Source organism: Paenibacillus alkalitolerans, assembly GCF_016482785.1.
In the GTDB taxonomy this organism is placed as follows: domain Bacteria; phylum Bacillota; class Bacilli; order Paenibacillales; family YIM-B00363; genus Paenibacillus_AE; species Paenibacillus_AE alkalitolerans.
In genome coordinates, this window is the sequence record NZ_JAEMXM010000028.1 from 18,298 (window position 1) to 34,420 (window position 16,123).

At 44.6% G+C, this 16,123-nt stretch carries 23 protein-coding genes and 1 pseudogene; 6 read left to right on the forward strand and 18 right to left on the reverse strand.

Annotated features, from left to right (window positions below; all coding sequences use genetic code 11):
- The 13 genes from JET16_RS26270 to JET16_RS26325 all read right to left on the reverse strand — a co-directional run bounded on the left by JET16_RS26270 (position 1) and on the right by JET16_RS26325 (position 9,133).
- A complete protein-coding gene (locus JET16_RS26270) occupies positions 1 to 204 on the reverse strand; it encodes a copper ion binding protein (RefSeq protein ID WP_199622534.1) in 204 nt (67 codons plus the stop codon).
- Between the two features lie 590 nt (positions 205 to 794).
- Positions 795 to 1,064 carry a DUF2933 domain-containing protein gene (locus JET16_RS26275; RefSeq protein WP_199622537.1) on the reverse strand — a complete coding sequence of 90 codons (270 nt, stop codon included), beginning with the start codon at positions 1,062 to 1,064 and terminating at the stop codon, positions 795 to 797.
- A 20-nt stretch (positions 1,065 to 1,084) separates the two neighbouring features.
- A complete protein-coding gene (locus JET16_RS26280; protein WP_199622540.1) occupies positions 1,085 to 1,243 on the reverse strand; it encodes an SHOCT domain-containing protein in 159 nt (52 codons plus the stop codon).
- A gap of 3 nt (positions 1,244 to 1,246) precedes the next feature.
- Positions 1,247 to 1,510: a hypothetical protein gene (locus JET16_RS26285; protein WP_199622543.1), complete on the reverse strand. Its 264-nt coding sequence runs from the start codon at positions 1,508 to 1,510 to the stop codon at positions 1,247 to 1,249.
- Between the two features lie 93 nt (positions 1,511 to 1,603).
- Positions 1,604 to 1,813, reverse strand: a complete 210-nt coding sequence (locus JET16_RS26290; protein WP_199622546.1) for a hypothetical protein — start codon at positions 1,811 to 1,813, stop codon at positions 1,604 to 1,606.
- Entirely contained in the window at positions 1,800 to 3,215 is a 1,416-nt protein-coding gene (locus JET16_RS26295) for a sensor histidine kinase (RefSeq protein ID WP_199622562.1), read from the reverse strand. The genes JET16_RS26290 and JET16_RS26295 overlap by 14 nt, the downstream gene beginning before the upstream one ends.
- Positions 3,215 to 3,919, reverse strand: coding sequence for a response regulator transcription factor (locus JET16_RS26300; protein WP_199622566.1), 705 nt, complete (start codon positions 3,917 to 3,919; stop codon positions 3,215 to 3,217). Before JET16_RS26300 ends, JET16_RS26295 begins: the two co-directional genes overlap by 1 nt.
- 13 nt (positions 3,920 to 3,932) lie before the next feature.
- Entirely contained in the window at positions 3,933 to 4,232 is a 300-nt protein-coding gene (locus tag JET16_RS26305) for a hypothetical protein (protein ID WP_199622569.1), read from the reverse strand.
- A 183-nt stretch (positions 4,233 to 4,415) separates the two neighbouring features.
- On the reverse strand, positions 4,416 to 4,664 hold the full coding sequence (locus JET16_RS26310; RefSeq protein ID WP_199622571.1) for an SHOCT domain-containing protein: 249 nt from the start codon (positions 4,662 to 4,664) through the stop codon (positions 4,416 to 4,418).
- Between the two features lie 352 nt (positions 4,665 to 5,016).
- Complete coding sequence (locus JET16_RS26315) at positions 5,017 to 5,646, reverse strand: cupredoxin domain-containing protein (protein ID WP_233532298.1); 630 nt, start codon at positions 5,644 to 5,646, stop codon at positions 5,017 to 5,019.
- A 643-nt stretch (positions 5,647 to 6,289) separates the two neighbouring features.
- A complete protein-coding gene (locus tag JET16_RS30700; protein WP_267908759.1) occupies positions 6,290 to 6,421 on the reverse strand; it encodes a hypothetical protein in 132 nt (43 codons plus the stop codon).
- Positions 6,422 to 6,470: 49 nt separating this feature from the next.
- The gene (locus tag JET16_RS26320) at positions 6,471 to 8,912 is read right to left on the reverse strand and encodes a heavy metal translocating P-type ATPase (protein ID WP_199622574.1); all 2,442 of its coding nucleotides are present in this window, start codon (positions 8,910 to 8,912) and stop codon (positions 6,471 to 6,473) included.
- A 14-nt stretch (positions 8,913 to 8,926) separates the two neighbouring features.
- Positions 8,927 to 9,133 carry a copper ion binding protein gene (locus JET16_RS26325; RefSeq protein ID WP_199622586.1) on the reverse strand — a complete coding sequence of 69 codons (207 nt, stop codon included), beginning with the start codon at positions 9,131 to 9,133 and terminating at the stop codon, positions 8,927 to 8,929.
- A 257-nt stretch (positions 9,134 to 9,390) separates the two neighbouring features.
- Between JET16_RS26325 and JET16_RS31200 the strand changes: the two genes are divergently transcribed.
- A complete protein-coding gene (locus JET16_RS31200; protein ID WP_199622589.1) occupies positions 9,391 to 9,669 on the forward strand; it encodes a DUF2515 family protein in 279 nt (92 codons plus the stop codon).
- Positions 9,670 to 9,757: 88 nt separating this feature from the next.
- On the opposite strand, the gene JET16_RS26335 is transcribed toward JET16_RS31200, so the two are convergent.
- Complete coding sequence (locus JET16_RS26335) at positions 9,758 to 10,246, reverse strand: ABC transporter substrate-binding protein (RefSeq protein ID WP_233532299.1); 489 nt, start codon at positions 10,244 to 10,246, stop codon at positions 9,758 to 9,760.
- Between the two features lie 11 nt (positions 10,247 to 10,257).
- Complete coding sequence (locus JET16_RS26340) at positions 10,258 to 10,515, reverse strand: hypothetical protein (RefSeq protein WP_199622595.1); 258 nt, start codon at positions 10,513 to 10,515, stop codon at positions 10,258 to 10,260.
- 269 nt (positions 10,516 to 10,784) lie between these two features.
- Between JET16_RS26340 and JET16_RS30360 the strand changes: the two genes are divergently transcribed.
- Both JET16_RS30360 and JET16_RS26345 read left to right on the forward strand, forming a co-directional pair.
- Positions 10,785 to 10,895 carry a sporulation protein YjcZ gene (locus JET16_RS30360; protein ID WP_233532300.1) on the forward strand — a complete coding sequence of 37 codons (111 nt, stop codon included), beginning with the start codon at positions 10,785 to 10,787 and terminating at the stop codon, positions 10,893 to 10,895.
- A 168-nt stretch (positions 10,896 to 11,063) separates the two neighbouring features.
- Positions 11,064 to 12,182 (forward strand): S8 family peptidase, encoded by a 1,119-nt coding sequence (locus tag JET16_RS26345; RefSeq protein ID WP_199622598.1) that lies wholly within the window; start codon positions 11,064 to 11,066, stop codon positions 12,180 to 12,182.
- Positions 12,183 to 12,431: 249 nt separating this feature from the next.
- Here JET16_RS26345 and JET16_RS26350 read toward each other — a convergent pair whose 3' ends face one another.
- Positions 12,432 to 13,106: a hypothetical protein gene (locus tag JET16_RS26350; protein WP_199622601.1), complete on the reverse strand. Its 675-nt coding sequence runs from the start codon at positions 13,104 to 13,106 to the stop codon at positions 12,432 to 12,434.
- Positions 13,107 to 13,517: 411 nt separating this feature from the next.
- On the opposite strand from JET16_RS26350, the gene JET16_RS30365 reads away from it, so the two are divergent.
- On the forward strand, positions 13,518 to 13,622 hold the full coding sequence (locus tag JET16_RS30365) for a sporulation protein YjcZ (protein WP_233532301.1): 105 nt from the start codon (positions 13,518 to 13,520) through the stop codon (positions 13,620 to 13,622).
- A 284-nt stretch (positions 13,623 to 13,906) separates the two neighbouring features.
- On the opposite strand, the pseudogene JET16_RS26355 reads toward JET16_RS30365, so the two are convergent.
- Positions 13,907 to 14,260, reverse strand: a pseudogene (locus tag JET16_RS26355) (bifunctional 3-deoxy-7-phosphoheptulonate synthase/chorismate mutase); the annotation flags it as partial.
- A 505-nt stretch (positions 14,261 to 14,765) separates the two neighbouring features.
- Here JET16_RS26355 and JET16_RS30370 point away from each other — a divergent pair.
- Both JET16_RS30370 and JET16_RS31255 read left to right on the forward strand, forming a co-directional pair.
- A complete protein-coding gene (locus JET16_RS30370) occupies positions 14,766 to 14,867 on the forward strand; it encodes a YjcZ family sporulation protein (RefSeq protein WP_233532302.1) in 102 nt (33 codons plus the stop codon).
- Entirely contained in the window at positions 14,860 to 15,351 is a 492-nt protein-coding gene (locus JET16_RS31255; RefSeq protein WP_456093988.1) for a hypothetical protein, read from the forward strand. The genes JET16_RS30370 and JET16_RS31255 overlap by 8 nt, the downstream gene beginning before the upstream one ends.
- Positions 15,352 to 15,408: 57 nt before the next feature.
- Here the strand turns inward: JET16_RS31255 and JET16_RS26365 are convergent, their stop codons facing one another.
- The gene (locus tag JET16_RS26365; protein ID WP_199622604.1) at positions 15,409 to 16,119 is read right to left on the reverse strand and encodes a nucleotidyltransferase domain-containing protein; all 711 of its coding nucleotides are present in this window, start codon (positions 16,117 to 16,119) and stop codon (positions 15,409 to 15,411) included.
- Between the last annotated feature and the right edge of the window lie 4 nt (positions 16,120 to 16,123).

A 16,123-nucleotide genomic window follows, 5' to 3' on the forward strand; every position in this document is an offset into this window, starting at 1 on the left:
TTACGCCACTACATCGTAACCTTGCTCTTCAATCGCTTCCTTCACCGCATCAAGCGTCAGTTTGCCTTGGTCGAATTCAACCGCTACGGTGTTTGCTGCCAGATCGACTTTTGCCGTCGCGCCGATCTCCTTCAACGCTCCTTCGATCGAGTTCACGCAATGTTGGCAGCTCATGCCTTCCACTTTCAATGTTACATTGGTCATTGTAATTCGCTCCTCATTGTATTATTTTCCTTTCTTGATTCTTAGTATACCCCCGTACCCTATATTTAGTCAATAGCTTTTTCTCGTTAATGTTAACTTATTGTTTCGCGTTGCTTCTTACCTTTATTCATCCGTTACAAGCATTCTTCCGTTTTTATTGACATTGCCTAGGCAGCACGAACCCTGCGGTTTGTTCACTTCGCAACCGCATCGCCGTGCTCTCACGTGGCCGGCGAGACTTTGTTAAAGATGACAAAAAGAAAAAAGCCGGGATTCGACCCAACTTTTACGGATAACTTATTAGTGGTGCTCGTAATTTTGTTCTTTATCTTGTTTTTGAACTGAGTTAATTTCCGTTATTTTACCTACGATGAATTGCTTTGTCGGCATTATCTTTAACCTGTAGAATAAGCTTGGGTATGTCAAAGCAATTATTCAAATACTTATTTGAACATTTTATTCATCAAAAGGTTCCTTAAATCATGGTGCAACAATAAATCGGGCTAACCGTTAGTCATCTATGATGACTTTTGGGACAGCCCCTACAGTTAAGTTATCCGTAAATTTATAGCATTCAGTTTATATGAGCATCAGGATATTTCCTTTTTCGACAGTTCATCCTCTGTCAATTCAATTATATTGGAGGACGTTGATTTCAATGTTTCAATTTCTTTCATCAACTTATGGTTTTGTTCCATTAGATCCGCCAAATGAATTTGCAGCTGCTGGATTACTATATCCGTTCCATGGCTTTGTGCCGAAGCGGTTTTAGACTCTTTGCTTCCGCCGAACATGCCTTTCATACAAAAGAGCATCATCAAAGGGCAAGCTAATAAGGCTAGAACCTGTAACCATTGCAAGCTTATTCCTCCTCATGATGTTATTGTTGTAACATGGCTTTTGTTTTCTCATATTCATCAAAGGTAATTTCGCCTTTCGCAAGACGAATTTTTAATAAATCAAGCGGACTCAAGCTTTTATCCATTTCAGAATGCGTTTGTTTATTATTGTGTTTTGAAGAAGATCCGCAGCAACCCATAGTTCACGTCTCCTGATCCTCATAGGATTCCATAAATTTGCTGCAGGAGTTCATCATTTGTTTGCCTTCCGGCGAATCCATTGCATCCATCATCTTCTGCATGCCTTTATTCTCCATCATCTGCATCATGCCGTTCATTCCGTTTTCGCTCATCATGTTGCCCATGCCTTGCGGCCCGTCCGATTGAGCTGCAAATACTTGCTGTCCGGCAATGACTAATGCCGCTAAAACGAATGTAGCGATCAACATCGTCTTTCTGTTCTTCATTTGCGTTGCCTCCTCCTTCGTTAATCTTACAAGGATAAGTCTATCCGTAAATTGTGAGGAAAGCGTGATGATTGTATGATGAACTAGTGATATTCATTTCGGATCGCCTTTTTTTCTTCTGATCATAATGTACAAAATTCCTGCGATTACAGCCGGTATGCCGATCCATAGACAGATTTGGATTAGATTATTCAAGTAGGCGGTAAGTGAGGAAGGATTCATCATGGACGTCGCCGACATCGTCAAACAGGATAATCCGACAATCACCAATGAAACGGCAATTAACCACTCAGTCAGTTTCACGAGCATCCCCTCCAACCGGAAGTATAATCTCGAAACGCGTTCCTTTACCGATCTCGCTAAATACCTGGATCGCGCCACCCTGCAACTCCACCAACTGTTTGACGATGGCCAGCCCTAATCCGGTCCCTCCATATTCTCTGGAGCGAGACTTTTCCACACGATAAAATCGTTCGAAAATATAAGGCAATTCGTGCGCCGGAATCCCGACACCGGTATCTTCAATTACCGTAATGAGCTCGCAGGCAGCGGAATGGATGACTTGTACCCAAATGGACCCTTGCTCCGTATAACGGATGGCATTATCCAGCAAATTGAAAAATACTTGCTCCATTCGCAATCCATCCACATATACAAGCGGAAGATCATCCGGCAATTCCATACGGATCTTAAGCCCCTTGCCGCTCGCCTTCGGCTCGATTTTCCGAATCACGTTGATGATCAAGTCGGACAAATCGGTCGATTCCATCTGCAAGCTGATTTTGCCTTCCTCCATTTTCGACAGTTCAAACAGATCGTAGATCAAATGTGATAAACGAACCGATTCCTGATAGATGATATCCAAGTACTTCCGCTTTTCTTCTTCCGTTTCATAGAGCTCCTCTTTCAAAACTTTCGCATACCCTTCCAGATGAGTCATCGGTGTGCGCAATTCGTGGGACACATTCGCCAAAAACTCCCTTCTCGTGTCCCGATATCGCTGCAAGTCGACAGCTAAATCATTCACCGCTTTCGCTAAAGAACCGACCTCGTCGTCGGAAGGAATGCGCACCCTTACATCCAAATCTCCTTTGGAGATCCGGCGGGTTGCGTTCTCCATCTGAATTAACGGTTCCGAAAGTTTTTTAGAAACAATAAATGTAAATCCAAGCGCCAGAAAAAATGCGCCTATACTCGATAGTATCAGCAACTGCCTTACTTTTTGCAGCGATTCGTCCATTCCGCTCACTGACGAAAAGACGAATACGGATCCGTAATATTGGTTTTGGTTGATGACCGGTTGACCGATCGCGATGAAACGTTCATCCGACGAGGTGTCTTCCATTTCAATTTGAACGGACCTGCCTTGCTCCAGAAGCTTTCGTTCCGCCTCGGCAATACGCAATTCCTCGCCGATCCATGCAATTCCCGAATTGGCGATTACCCGCCCTTCTACATCCGTTATCACCAATTTGACATCCGAATAGGCGGACATCATTTCGATCATGCCGACGGTCATCGCATCCCGATTGGAGGCGATCGCATCCGCATAACGCGAAGCTAATTTCCCAATTTCCTTTTGCACTTGATTGTAATAAAAACCGGTAATAATTTGATTCATAACGAAGCCTAGAGGCAGTAAAATGACCAAAAACAGCAAAATGATCGTTCCGCCCAGCTTTACAACAATTCGATTCACTCTCATTAGGGTTCCTCTGAAGGTTCAAATTTGTAGCCAACTCCCCACACCGTTTGGATCGGCATGAAAGACAGGTCCGCAGCACGCAATTTCTCGCGAATCTGTTTTACATGCGTATCCACAGTACGGGTATCTCCGAAGAAATCCTCCCCCCAAACCTGTTGCAGACATATTTCCCGAGTAAACGCACGGTTCGGATGACTTGCCAAGAAATGCAGGAGGTCAAATTCCTTGGGCGTTAAGTCGATCGGTTGATCCTTAACTTTGACCTGCCGGGCTTCCGGATATATTTGGAGGTCCTGGAAAGAAATCATCGTTGGAAGCTGATCCGTTATATTGGGCATACCGGAGCGGCGCAACAGCGCAAACACGCGGGCAATGAGCTCATCGGGTTCGAAAGGTTTCACCACATAATCGTCCGCTCCGAGATGTAGCCCCTGCACTTTATCTTTTGTCTCCGTACGTGCCGTAAGCATCAGGATCGGCGTTATTTTCGTTTGCCGAACTCGTCTGCATACTTCCCACCCGTCCATGTCCGGCATCATAACATCCAGTAAAATGAGATCAAACGACTGTTGTTCAATGAGCTTCAGCGCCTCATGACCGTTCGCCGCTTCCGTTACTTGAAACCCGCTTTTGGTAAGATAAATACGAAGCAGATTTCGCGTATTCCATTCATCGTCTACGACAAGCAGATGTAATTTTGACATAGGCGGGTCCTTTCTACTCCATCGGGCCGGGAATGTAAATAAGATAAGAGACAATCGATTCATTGCCATCTGCGGACTCGAGAATCACATCCATATTTAACAGCAGGAAGAATATCCCGGCCATTCGCTGAATCGCAAGTCCCCAACGTTTTGTTTTACGAACCATCCTCCGATCAAGTCCAAAGCCGACCGCCAAACCTGCGAAGAGAAGATACGGCATCGCGGTTCCCACCGCAAAGATCGGAGGAAGCACAAACCCGAATGGCGCGTTCAAAGTCAACGGCATTAGGGATCCAACAAACAATAGAAACATGAAATTCGTACATCCCTTTTTACCTCGGTATATCATTTATTATTTGCAGTCGGACAGCATAAAAACATAATTGTATTATAGGACAAAAATGTGATGAAAGTTTGAGCATGAAGTATTAGTCACGCGTAAATACAAAAGGCCGCCCCTATCGGAGCAGCCATCTTAACTCTTCCTTTCTCACTTTTACCGCGTCTCGACTTTCAATAATCTTCGTTTTTGCTCGAACTCTTCATCATTAATTTCACCTTTAACATAGCGTTCTTTTAAGATCATCAGGGGACGATCTTCGACTCTGCACTTCCTCATTAACAATCGTGCCACGATATAAACCGTTACTCCCAAAACAACAATGAAGAGAATTAAACCGAGTACCATGATGAAACACATCATTACCATCATGGAGCCATCCATCATCATAGAACCGTCCATCATTATACATCCCTCCTGTCATTAGGATTTTCATTCCCTAATCTAATCATTCCCCTTTGTATTGTGATTCCGGGATTGCATCGACATATGTGCGTTGTCCGCTCGATTCATGTCCCGAAATAGTACGTATGCCAAGGAAATCTGCAATCTGTGCGCAACAATTTGCGACGCTTGCGCAGCCGAATGCCACAAATTCCAAGACACTCATTGCAAACAGTGCGATGATGAGTGCCGAAAATGTGCGGAAGAATGCCGTAAAATGGCTGCCTAATTTCAGTGTTAATAATATGAAGAAAGACTTGCTTTTGATAGAGCGAGTCTTTCTCCGTTTACGTTTCGTTTAACTATTTTCGTTTCATTCCACAACCAGGTATCCTCCATACATCCCCATGCCGCATGTAAACAGGTATTTGCCCGGCTTCGTCGGAGTCAATTCAATCGTCGATTTTCCTTGCTGAAGAGGTTGTTGGATGTTGAAATCCTGCATCACCAAGAAGGAAAGACATCCGCCTCTGTAATCCTTCTGAAAATGCAGCTTGGCGGGCACACCGGCTTTCAATTTGATTTCCTGTGGCGAATATCCGAATTTCTCAACCGTGACAGTGGCTTCCTGCACTCCATTAACCTGTTGCGCTTGTACGGTTTCCGCCGCTTGCGCCGTTTCAACGGATGCGTTCGTTGCCGTGAAAAGATTGGAGAAACCACCGCTTTGGTTTGCCACGATCAAAATCACAAGAAGACCGAATCCGATGGCAAAAAATCGCGTGCTCGGCACCCCTTCTTTTTGCGAAGATGCCGCCTTCTTCTTCGGTTCAACACGGGCTTCTTCATGAATCAACTTAATCAGTAAATACATGACGACCGCAAAAATAACATCTGCAAATAAAATGATCAGAGCCGGCGATTGGTAAATCACCATAACTCCAAGCATGGCTCCCATCATACCGCCCATAATCCCGGCTAGCAGGCCGTCCATTGCAGCCATAAGGCTGACCGGCTTGCCGGTAAAATACCCGACAACAATGGAGAAAAGAAAATACGGCGTTTAATCTCGGAAACGGAACGTATAAACTGACCGGAAACTTTCTACATACCGCCGGCACGATGTATATGGAAGTAGAGGCCTGGAAAGCGGACGAAAGCAAGGTGGTCTTCCCCTTCCGCATTGTCGTTCCCGGTGAGATTCGTTTATTTGAATAGTGCGAAAATCGAAGCGTCCCGAGTTTGGGACCCTTCCAGTTTTATGATTGCCTAATCAACAGTTCTCTAGATCTGGATGGCTCTTTCGCATAATACTGGTTAAATCTGGGCATTTTACCAGTAATGCATTATCAAGCACATGCAAGGAGAGATCAGAAATGAAGCGTCAAAACCTCTACTCACTCAACATTTCTGCGAAACCGCCGCAAAAATGCCGCAACTGTGTTTGGGGCCATTGGAATGGAAGTACGCAGTTTTGTCCAAAACCGGTGTGTGAAGGATATATGTTTTACAGGAGCGATTTCCCGTAGCGGTTAGATTCACACAACCTTTTGTTTATTCAGTGGGATAGGCGTACACTGTCCGACATCAGACTTTTCAATTACTGAGACCCTTAAATAAGCTGCCTGATGGTGGCTTCTTCCGCTCTATTCCCCTTTTTGTTTTTGTTTTCGGATCGCCCGGACGATCGCTCTTTGCTTATTAGTTCGGTAGCGCCAGATAAATAAAGCTCCTGCAATTCCCGCGACAAGAGCTATAAAGTAGAATAATTCATCCATCACTAACCACCCACTTTCCAGTGTAATCACCGCTTGTCATTCTGTTAGTTCAAGCGCGAACAGGCTTCCAGCCGCGCAAAAACAAGGTATTGGTCACGACAGAGACCGAACTGAACGCCATCGCTGCGCCGGCAAGAATGGGAGTTAACCATCCGAATGCTGCTACCGGGATAAGGATTGCATTGTAGGCAAACGCCCAGAACAAGTTTTGGCGAATTTTCCTCATGGTCGCTTTGGAAAGCCGGATCATATTGACAATGCCCATCAGGTCGCCGCGCATCAGGGTGATATCGGCGGCCTCGATGGCCACATCCGTTCCGGTTCCGATCGCGATGCCGATATGTGCAGCCACCAATGCAGGGGCGTCGTTAATGCCGTCCCCGACCATCGCGACAATTTTCCCATCCTTTTTCAGCTTTTCCACTTCCGCCGACTTATCTTCGGGCAGCACTTCCGCAAGAACACGGTCCACCCCTACTTGTTTAGCGATGGCCTCCGCGGTTCGGCGATTATCGCCCGTAATCATGATGACCTCGATACCCATTTCTTTCAACAATGCAATCGCTCCGGCGGATGTTTCTTTCACGGTGTCTGCAACCGCAACGATCCCGGACAATTGATCGTCAACAGCCATGAGCATCGCTGTTTTTCCTTGTCCCTCGAGTTCCTCCATCGTATTTAATGCTTGATCGTTGATGTCAACGCCATATTTTTGCATAAGCTTCTTGTTGCCGATTCGAATCGTTTTTCCCCCAATGTCCGCTTCAATGCCGTATCCGGGAATCGCGTTAAATCTCGACACTTCGCCTACATCTAAACCTTTTTCTTTAGCGCCGTTCACAATAGCCTCGCCAAGCGGGTGTTCGGAACCGCGTTCAGCCGTTGCGGCCAATTGGAGCAATTCATTCTCTGAATAATCGCCGAACGTAACGATGTCGGTAACTTCCGGTTGACCTTTGGTAATCGTCCCGGTTTTATCGAGCACAACGGTGGTCAGGCGGTGGGCGCTTTCCAAATGTTCCGCGCCTTTAATCAGCACTCCGTTCTCCGCGCCTTTCCCGGTACCGACCATCACGGCTGTCGGCGTCGCGAGACCGAGGGCGCATGGGCAGGCGATAACCAGGACCGCTACTGCGCTAATGAGAGCGGGAGTCATACCCAATATAAAATAGGAAGCAACAAAAGTGACGATTGCGATCACGATCACGACCGGAACGAAAATACCGGAAATCTTATCGGCCAGACGCTGGATCGGCGCTTTCGAAACTTGAGCTTCTTCCACCAGTTTGATGATCTGGGCGAGTGCCGTGTCTTTGCCTACTTTGGTCGCTTTAAACTTGAAGGATCCGTGTTTATTGACCGTAGCACCGATTACGGTATCTCCTACATTTTTGGTCACGGGCATACTTTCTCCGGTCAGCATCGATTCGTCGACGGAGCTGCTGCCCTCGATCAGTTCTCCGTCGACTGGAATTTTTTCACCCGCTCGCACGAAAATAACATCGCCGACCACAACGTCTTCGATCGGAATATCGGATTCCTTGCCGTCCCGTATGACTCGAGCGGTTTTCGCTTGCAATCCCATCAGCTTTTTGATCGCTTCGGAAGTTTGCCCTTTCGCCCTGGCTTCGAGCAGTTTCCCTAGCACAATCAGTGTAATGATAATGGCTGCAGCTTCATAATAAAGTCCCATTGTTGCTCCCGTGATGGTAAGCGCCAAGCTGTAAAAATATGCGGCTGAAGTGCCCATCGCAACTAATACCGCCATATTCGCGCTGCCACCCCGCAAAGCTTTATAGGCCTCCGTGTAAAAATGTCCCCCGACATAAAATTGAACCACCGTTGCAAGCAAAAACTGAACCCACGGATTCAAATGAAACGCAAAACCCGGTAGAAATTCATATTCCATGGCAAAGTCGGAAACCATCTGAAGAAAGAACGGTATGGATAAGAGAGCGCCCAGCATAAACTTTTTCTTTTGCTCTTTGTACTCTTGTTCCCGCGACTGGCGTTCCGTATCGGCGTCCATTTCTTGCGCCGGTTTTGCTTCATAACCTGCTTTCTTCACGGCAGCAATCAATTGTTGCACTGTTGCGTTTCCGGCAATGTAGTCAATGGTCGCTTTTTCGTTCGCCAGATTGACGTGAGCTCTGATAACGCCTTCCACTTTTTTCAGTTCTTTTTCGATACGAGTCGCACACGCGGCGCATGTCATGCCGCTAACGGACAACGTAACTTTCTCTTCACGCACGCCGTACCCCGTTTTCTCTACACGTTCGATCAATTGATCCACTGTCGTTTCTCGCGGATCATAAACAACCGTGGCTTTCTCGGTTGCAAGATTAATGCTTACTTGTTTCACCCCTTGCACTTTCGAGAGATTTTTCTCGATCCTCGTTATGCACGCGGCACAAGTCATCCCGGTAATTCCGAGCGTGATTCGCTCCTCTCCGGGTTGCGCGTTCGGATGATCATGTGTTGTTGAAGTCATTGTGAATCCCCCTCTTATACGACCTCATACCCTGCATCTTCAATAGCATGTTTTACTTTGTCCAATTCGACGTCATTGTAAGAAACGGTAACTTTGCCTCCTTTGAGATCGACATCGACCGATTTCACGCCACCGATTTCCTTTAAGGCTCTCTCAATCGCATTCACACAATGGCTGCACGACATTCCTCTTACATCTAACGTTAAAGACTGAACTGCCATTTAAACTCATCTCCTGTTCAGTAGTGTGCATAAAAACATGATTATGTAGCATTATCGTAGTTCATATATGTGATAAAAGTATGATGAATTGTTGAAGGACGATTCAAGTTTTTCGTCCTTAAAGATTGCCGTTAAAGCTGGCATAGTGCGCTACGGCTCAATCATTAGGACATACTTGTAAGTTATCGCGGCGCTTTGAATCATTTGTTTCGCCGCTCCATCGGGCAATTGATTTACAGCGTTACTCAAATTGGTGCATGCTCCTTCATTCTTCAATACATTCATTGCAATGGAATCCACTACTTTGTACTTTACATGGTCCCCTCAACTGGATAGGTTATTCGCGTGTACCTGATCGGACATCCAGGACATTTCGTCATTTTTCCTCCCTTCATGATCGCATTTTACTCGAAAAACGCTTGTACTCCATTATTTTTAAAGATCCGGATCTTTGGAGACGCGTATTCGCCTGGGCGGCGAATCATCCCCACACAGGTTCCCGCAAAGATTATTGGCCGCATCTGTTTACGATGTGAGCGAATCGTTACCGGGTGCACCTTATAAACGGCGTACGGATCATTGTTTAAGGGAAGCTGCAGCAAGAATATATAGTCTCGCTTTACGTCATGCATGGAGTAATGTTGAACATGTGAACGCCGAGGAAGAAGATTGGTTTAAGGTTAGGTACTGTTTATACCCCCCGGTCGTTTCATACATTGCTTGGCGGACAAATGCGCTTCCCGTGAAATCCGGCGGCGCCGGATACGTAAACTTTCCGGGGTTGTTCCGAACCCATTCTTTCAATTCGTTCATCGATTTCGGAGGGTTTTTTACCTTATCCGAGTCGTAGACATACACGAATTGCGCTTTGCCCCATGGCGCTTCCAGTCCTTCCGTAGGCAGACCGAAGTCGCTGGCAATGTCCGGTGAGTCCAGGTTCACGTACTTTTGAGCGTTTGGCAGCTTCGAAGCAAAAGAACCCCATAGCAATGCGTTTTCTTTGGAAGTTTTAAAATTTTCACCGTTGATCCAGATGATGTCGATACTGCCCTTTTTTGAAGAAGCCTGCTTTTCCGCAAGCAGTTTATTGATAATGTCCTTTGTATCATTCATCGGAATCCGCTTCAGCGTAACATCCGATTCTTCTTCAACCGAGGGGCCGCCCATTCATCGATATACTTGTTGATCGAGTCGCTGCCGCCCCACATATACAGATTCACAGTTTGCCCTTTGGCTTGCTCCGTCAACTGCTCCCACTTTGCATTCAAAAAATCTTGATCTGGTCCGGAACCTCCTGTGCTCTTGTATTGTGAACAACCTGCGAGCACGATACTGAAAATAACAATAAATATCCATCCTGTCCAAGCTTTGCTTCGTCTCAATAATTTCATCTCCTTTTGCCCCATCGCTTACATTTTCTTTTTACTTTATCGCAATCCCTCTTTTGTCTCTGTAAGATAGCTTACAAAAGGGATTTTCAAACGCAGACTTAGCCGTTTTCACGGTCATTTAAAATTTTGTTAAGGCTGTTTGTCCCATTTAAATTTTTAAAGAGCGAATTGTATTTCAACAGATGCCTACGACACTAGTCCATACTATATACGCACATTCCACATAGTCTAGTGCAGACAGAAAAAAGGAGGTGCTTATATTGACTGGAGTTGGTGGATTTGGTGGAGTTGGTTTTACTTCCACAGGTGTAATCTTGGTGCTTTTTATCCTCTTGGTCATCATCAGCCGCACTTTCTTTCACGGATTCTAAGTCAACAAAAGCAGCAACAGGTCATTTCCCATCGGAAATGGCCTGTTTTTCGTTTCACGCATGCGGCTGGATCTGATTCAAAATTGAGAAATTCGAATAACTTGCCGATGAAAATGGACATACTCGTTCTATATTTGGATCAGTTTACAAATCAAGGAGACCGGATAAATGAAACGGATATGTCGAGTATTGAGCATTTTTGTATCACTAATGATGATAACCTTTGGCGGTACTCACGTTTTGGCTGAAAGACCGGATGCCAGCCCATATTTAATCGGATTTCACGATACCGTGGATATTGCTCTGATCGAAAGATACGGGGGAAAAATTAAAAGACAGTATAAATATATGCCGGTCGTTGCCGCGGAGCTTTCGCCTCAAGCAGCCGAAGAGCTTTCAAAAAATCCGAAAATAGAATATGTTGAGGATGACGGGTACGTATATATAATCGAACAAGTGATTCCTTGGGGGGTAGCAAAAATAAAAGCCCCCGAGGTTCATACTTCAGCAAGAGGGGTTACCGGGAAAGGGATTAAAGTGGGGGTAATCGATACCGGGATTGATAGCACTCACGAAGATCTTCAAGTAAGCGGCGGTGCCACATTTGTTGAAGGAACAGAGGATTTTATGGATGATAACGGACACGGGACGCATATCGCCGGAATCATAAGCGCATTGGATAATTCTGTCGGTGTAGTCGGGGTGGCTCCTCAAGCAAGTTTATACGCCATAAAGGCAGTGAACAAAAACGGAACCGGACAAGTCAGTGATCTTGTCGCGGCGATCGAATGGGCAATAACCAACAATATGAATATTATTAATATGAGTTTGGGGGTTGACAGCGATCATACAACCTTAAGAAGGGCAGTGGACACGGCTTTTTCAAGCGGTATGTTGATTGTGGCCGCCGCCGGGAATAGAGGTTTCAATTCAGAAGGGACGATTGAATATCCCGCGAAATATGGTTCTGTTATTGCTGTCGGAGCCGTTGACCGTCAAAACAATCGTGCCGGCTTCTCAAGTGTTGGTCCGGAACTGGAAATAATGGCGCCAGGGGTAGATATTCTGAGTACAGTGCCGGGAAATTATATGACTAGATCCGGTACATCTATGGCAGCTCCGCATGTAACAGGTGAAGCCGCTCTAATATGGGAAGCATCCTCAAATTTGACAAATGCGCAAGTGCGCGAAACTTTAAATCAAACCGCACAACGTCTAGGAGATTCATTTTCGTTTGGAAACGGTATCGCAGATGCATTAAATGCAATAAATTTCATCGGGCGTTAGACTTGTCCGGATAATTGCGATATATGCGGTCCAGGAATTATACCATGAGTGGAATTATCCGGATGATACGCCAATACGATGTTTCTTACTGGATTATTGCCCATTTCAGTCGGTATTCCGACAAAAGGATTATAATCCAGATGCGCTATATAGTACTGGAGCTGCCCTTTTGAATTGACGATCAAACGGTTAGGGTCATAGCCGTCTTCCGTGAATGTCACGTTTTTGGGAGCAGACGGATACGATCCGTTATCTGTAACGAACCAAGATAACCGGGCAATTAATAAACTGCTTTGTAGGACTGATCAAGAATCCGGTCGCAAACAACTGTCTTACGCTTCGAATCGAGTTCGGCTTGTAATCCATTGGAGGGAATACCCAATTTATTCTCCAAACGGGACTGTAGCCGGGCGATCCGGGAACCGAATCAAGAACATCATTCTGCTCCGAAATCCGCATCAACTGCCCGTTGCTCTCCCGGACGAAAACATAAAAGTTTGCCGCTTTAAAAGGCATTAAACCGATATCTACATAAAAGATTTGCTGATTTCTATACCAACTCGGAACTACCATAAAACCAGGAGCAACCGTACCTTGAGGAACGACAGGGCAATTGCTGACGTCTCCTGTCACTTCGATATGATAATTATTCCGGAAAATATCTTCTTCGGAACGAATGGAGTTGGGTATGTAATTCTGCGGAACGACTACATAATTCACTAGCCACAATGGACTGTAGAAAGGATCTCCCGGCACAGTATCTGCAATATTGTATTGCCCTTGCACGAACAGCGGTTGTCCTGATGGCGTGAATCCATGCACGAATGCATACACATGAGCATTTCTCATCGGTGTCATCCCGGCATCCAGAAACCGAAACCTCTTCTCGTTAAACCAAGCGTCCCGCACGGGTAATTGCGGCATGTTTCTCCCTCCGATCACTCACTCTACACATGAATATGTCGCTTCCTTAAGATAAATATTTTGTCCTGTGTAATAGCGCGCATTTGTTCATAACTTTCTACCGCACAAGATCTAGGAGGGTTATAAGTCCAATCCAACTACTTCCTTAGTCATACATGTATTTGGCACAATCGCTGTTGTCGGGAGGTATAACAGTATTTGTATAATAGTCCACCCACTTATGCGGCTTGTTCATCAGTCAAAACAACACGATAGCGCCTTTCTCGAACATGTGCCCCGTTACGAGGCTCGTGTTCTATTATTCTCGGTGAAAATCTAAAAAAATCAACATTTTCCCTAATTAACGTACCCATTCTCAATTCAATCCGCAGACATACAGTAGACTATCGGAAAAAAGGAGGTGTCTTTTTCATGACAGGAGTTGGACACGGATTTGGGTTTACTTCTACCGGTGTTATCTTGGTTCTTTTCATCCTGCTCGTCATCATCACTCGGACAGTATTCTTCGGTTGTTAATTGCAGGCAGCTGGGATGATCCATCCTGGCTGCTATACATAACTCACAATAAAAAAATAGACTTGATATCCGGATAAACAACCGGTTCAAGTAATAATCAACCAGCGTATAATATATGGCGCCTGACATTGCGCTTGAATGACTCCTCCCCAAAAACCGAGCCCCGAATCAAGGCGGCTCGGTTTTTGTGTGCCATCTATAGAAAACGCCTCTCATACAGAAGTAATACCATATTTCCCCACAACATCAACACCTTGTATGCTAAGAGCCGATTCATCTACCACTTATAAGTCGGAGTCTCTCGGCTGATTATGATAGAAGAGGCTTGAATCTTTGATTTGCTCCCAGAAATGAATAAACTCGTTAATGCTTAATTGTTGTTTTGGATCTGACAAGGCAGATAATGGATCAGGGTGTACTTCAACCATAATCCCATCGGCCCCTGCAGCGAGTGCAGCTTTTGTACAAGGCACAATAATGTCTTTGCGTCCGGTGGAATGACTAACATCAACGAGTACCGGCAAGTGATTTTCTTGTTTTAAGATCGGTACTGCCGAGATGTCAAGAGTATTTCGAGTCCATTTTTCATGCGTCCGGATACCGCGTTCGATCAGCATCACTTGTTTATTTCCGCGTGAATGTCATTAAATATTTTTTATTAATTTATGTAGGATACTTAGAAAGTGTGTAGACTAAGATCTATCTCATAGGTAAGTCTATCAATGGATCGGTTTTCTGTTCATCCGCAATTGATTTCAGAGGATTTGATACACATTCATTAAATAGGCTCGAAAAGCTATCAAATATAGGTGACTACCTTGTTCAATCCGAAACTGCATCGCATATTATTTATTGTGCCGCCTCCTACCGCACCTGCATCACGTTGTGCCGACTTACAGCACCTGCATCGCCTCTTTCGCAACTCGAGCCTCGTGATGAGGCTCGTGTTCGATTTTATATATAACAATGAACATCAAACGCGCAAAGAAGCTAATATCCAGAAAGCGAAATAATAATTCCTTGCCATGATCAAAGCTTCATTTAACTTTATTAATTTCAACACATATCCCGGTAGGAATGCCCACGCTGAGACTAATCGACAAACATACAGTAAACTATCGGAAAAAAGGAGGTGTCTTATTTATGTCAGCAGTAGGCGGGTTCGGGTTTACAAGTACTGGTGCTATCTTGGTTTTGTTCATCTTGCTCGTTATCGTTTCCCGGAGTTTCTTTGGACATGTCTAATGATAGACAGCTGGGATATTCTATCCTAGCTGTTACATATTTCTATTATTTTTTCCGTTGTGATTTAGCCTTTCGAGTAAATTGGAAGTTAAAAATCGTAATAGAAGATGGAGAATCCCCAGTAAGCGAGGAACCTGCCCCGCTTACAGATTTTGAATTACTCGAGGGCGATACGGACAATGTATTTCCAAATATTACAACCCCACCGCTAACAGTTTCTATGTTAATTCTCCCTATTTTTGTGTCATTAGCCACATTTACACGATCATTTTTAGATGGCAATTATGGTAACCCCCTTAGGAATAAATCCTCTATCGCATTCAGTGCTACATATTCTATTGTATGTTCCATCGATTCTTTTGAGTGGATGTTTGTCCACGTATTTTTCAAGCAGATGTATCAATATGTAAGTATCGCATTTTCTTCAACCATGTTTAAAGACAGGCAGCCAGCATATAATATCCTGGCTGATTGCATCATGTAGAATTATTCGATTATCGATTGAGACACTGCGACGGTTAAAACATAATTTACAAAGAGATTATATATATTTCCCTTCTGAATAACCTTCAAAAAGTCTCCCTCCATTGGGCGCTAGTATATCATCGATAAATTGAATGATCGCCTCTTTTCTCTCCGTCTTATAAAATTTATCCAATACATCGAGAAATTGATCGCTAAACTGTTTGTTGTATATTTGAAGCGAACGCACGATCCACTTTCCATCTCCTATCCAACACCCATTCATTCTTAAAACATACTCATGGACAAGTCCGGCCAGTTTATTCACAATAAAAATACTTTCATAATGACAATCTGAACCTGTTAAATCTTCCAAACATTCGCTAATTTCATATCTCACTCGGTTCATTTCTTCTACCGTCCAAGGCATTGGCCCTTTTGCTAAGATTTCTCTCGCAATATCGATAAGCTCACTTGCGGTACCATCATCTTTTATGATGATTCCTTGGGCACACATCCTTTGCAGCGAAGGCAACCCTTGGACTACATTGAATTCAAATAAATCACGATAAGTATCTCTGGTTAGGACAAATGCTTCGATCGGCCAACCAGATTCATAAAACGATTCTCGAAACGGAAAAGTCTTAGTGTCATCTATTATAACGATATCGAGATCTGATTGCTTTGTTCCCATTCCTTGAACCACACTCCCAGACAATATAGCTACAGTACAATCGGAAAAATGATTCAATACAAATTGTTCTGCAGCTTCAATCGCTGTTCGCCTCATCTTC

Coding starts and splice junctions, on each gene's coding strand:
- JET16_RS26305 (WP_199622569.1), bottom strand. CDS start 4,232: ATGTTTCTATTGTTTGTTGGATCCCTAATGCCGTTGACTTTGAACGCG.
- JET16_RS26320 (WP_199622574.1), bottom strand. CDS start 8,912: ATGACTTCAACAACACATGATCATCCGAACGCGCAACCCGGAGAGGAG.
- JET16_RS26295 (WP_199622562.1), bottom strand. CDS start 3,215: ATGAGAGTGAATCGAATTGTTGTAAAGCTGGGCGGAACGATCATTTTG.
- JET16_RS26280 (WP_199622540.1), bottom strand. CDS start 1,243: ATGGGTTGCTGCGGATCTTCTTCAAAACACAATAATAAACAAACGCAT.
- JET16_RS26285 (WP_199622543.1), bottom strand. CDS start 1,510: ATGAAGAACAGAAAGACGATGTTGATCGCTACATTCGTTTTAGCGGCA.
- JET16_RS30370 (WP_233532302.1), top strand. CDS start 14,766: ATGTCAGCAGTAGGCGGGTTCGGGTTTACAAGTACTGGTGCTATCTTG.
- JET16_RS26300 (WP_199622566.1), bottom strand. CDS start 3,919: ATGTCAAAATTACATCTGCTTGTCGTAGACGATGAATGGAATACGCGA.
- JET16_RS30365 (WP_233532301.1), top strand. CDS start 13,518: ATGACAGGAGTTGGACACGGATTTGGGTTTACTTCTACCGGTGTTATC.
- JET16_RS26335 (WP_233532299.1), bottom strand. CDS start 10,246: ATGAATGATACAAAGGACATTATCAATAAACTGCTTGCGGAAAAGCAG.
- JET16_RS26325 (WP_199622586.1), bottom strand. CDS start 9,133: ATGGCAGTTCAGTCTTTAACGTTAGATGTAAGAGGAATGTCGTGCAGC.
- JET16_RS26270 (WP_199622534.1), bottom strand. CDS start 204: ATGACCAATGTAACATTGAAAGTGGAAGGCATGAGCTGCCAACATTGC.
- JET16_RS26310 (WP_199622571.1), bottom strand. CDS start 4,664: ATGATGGACGGTTCTATGATGATGGATGGCTCCATGATGGTAATGATG.
- JET16_RS31255 (WP_456093988.1), top strand. CDS start 14,860: ATGTCTAATGATAGACAGCTGGGATATTCTATCCTAGCTGTTACATAT.
- JET16_RS26365 (WP_199622604.1), bottom strand. CDS start 16,119: ATGAGGCGAACAGCGATTGAAGCTGCAGAACAATTTGTATTGAATCAT.
- JET16_RS31200 (WP_199622589.1), top strand. CDS start 9,391: ATGCTCCTTCATTCTTCAATACATTCATTGCAATGGAATCCACTACTT.
- JET16_RS26345 (WP_199622598.1), top strand. CDS start 11,064: ATGAAACGGATATGTCGAGTATTGAGCATTTTTGTATCACTAATGATG.
- JET16_RS26315 (WP_233532298.1), bottom strand. CDS start 5,646: ATGGCTGCAATGGACGGCCTGCTAGCCGGGATTATGGGCGGTATGATG.
- JET16_RS26350 (WP_199622601.1), bottom strand. CDS start 13,106: ATGCCGCAATTACCCGTGCGGGACGCTTGGTTTAACGAGAAGAGGTTT.
- JET16_RS30700 (WP_267908759.1), bottom strand. CDS start 6,421: ATGGATGAATTATTCTACTTTATAGCTCTTGTCGCGGGAATTGCAGGA.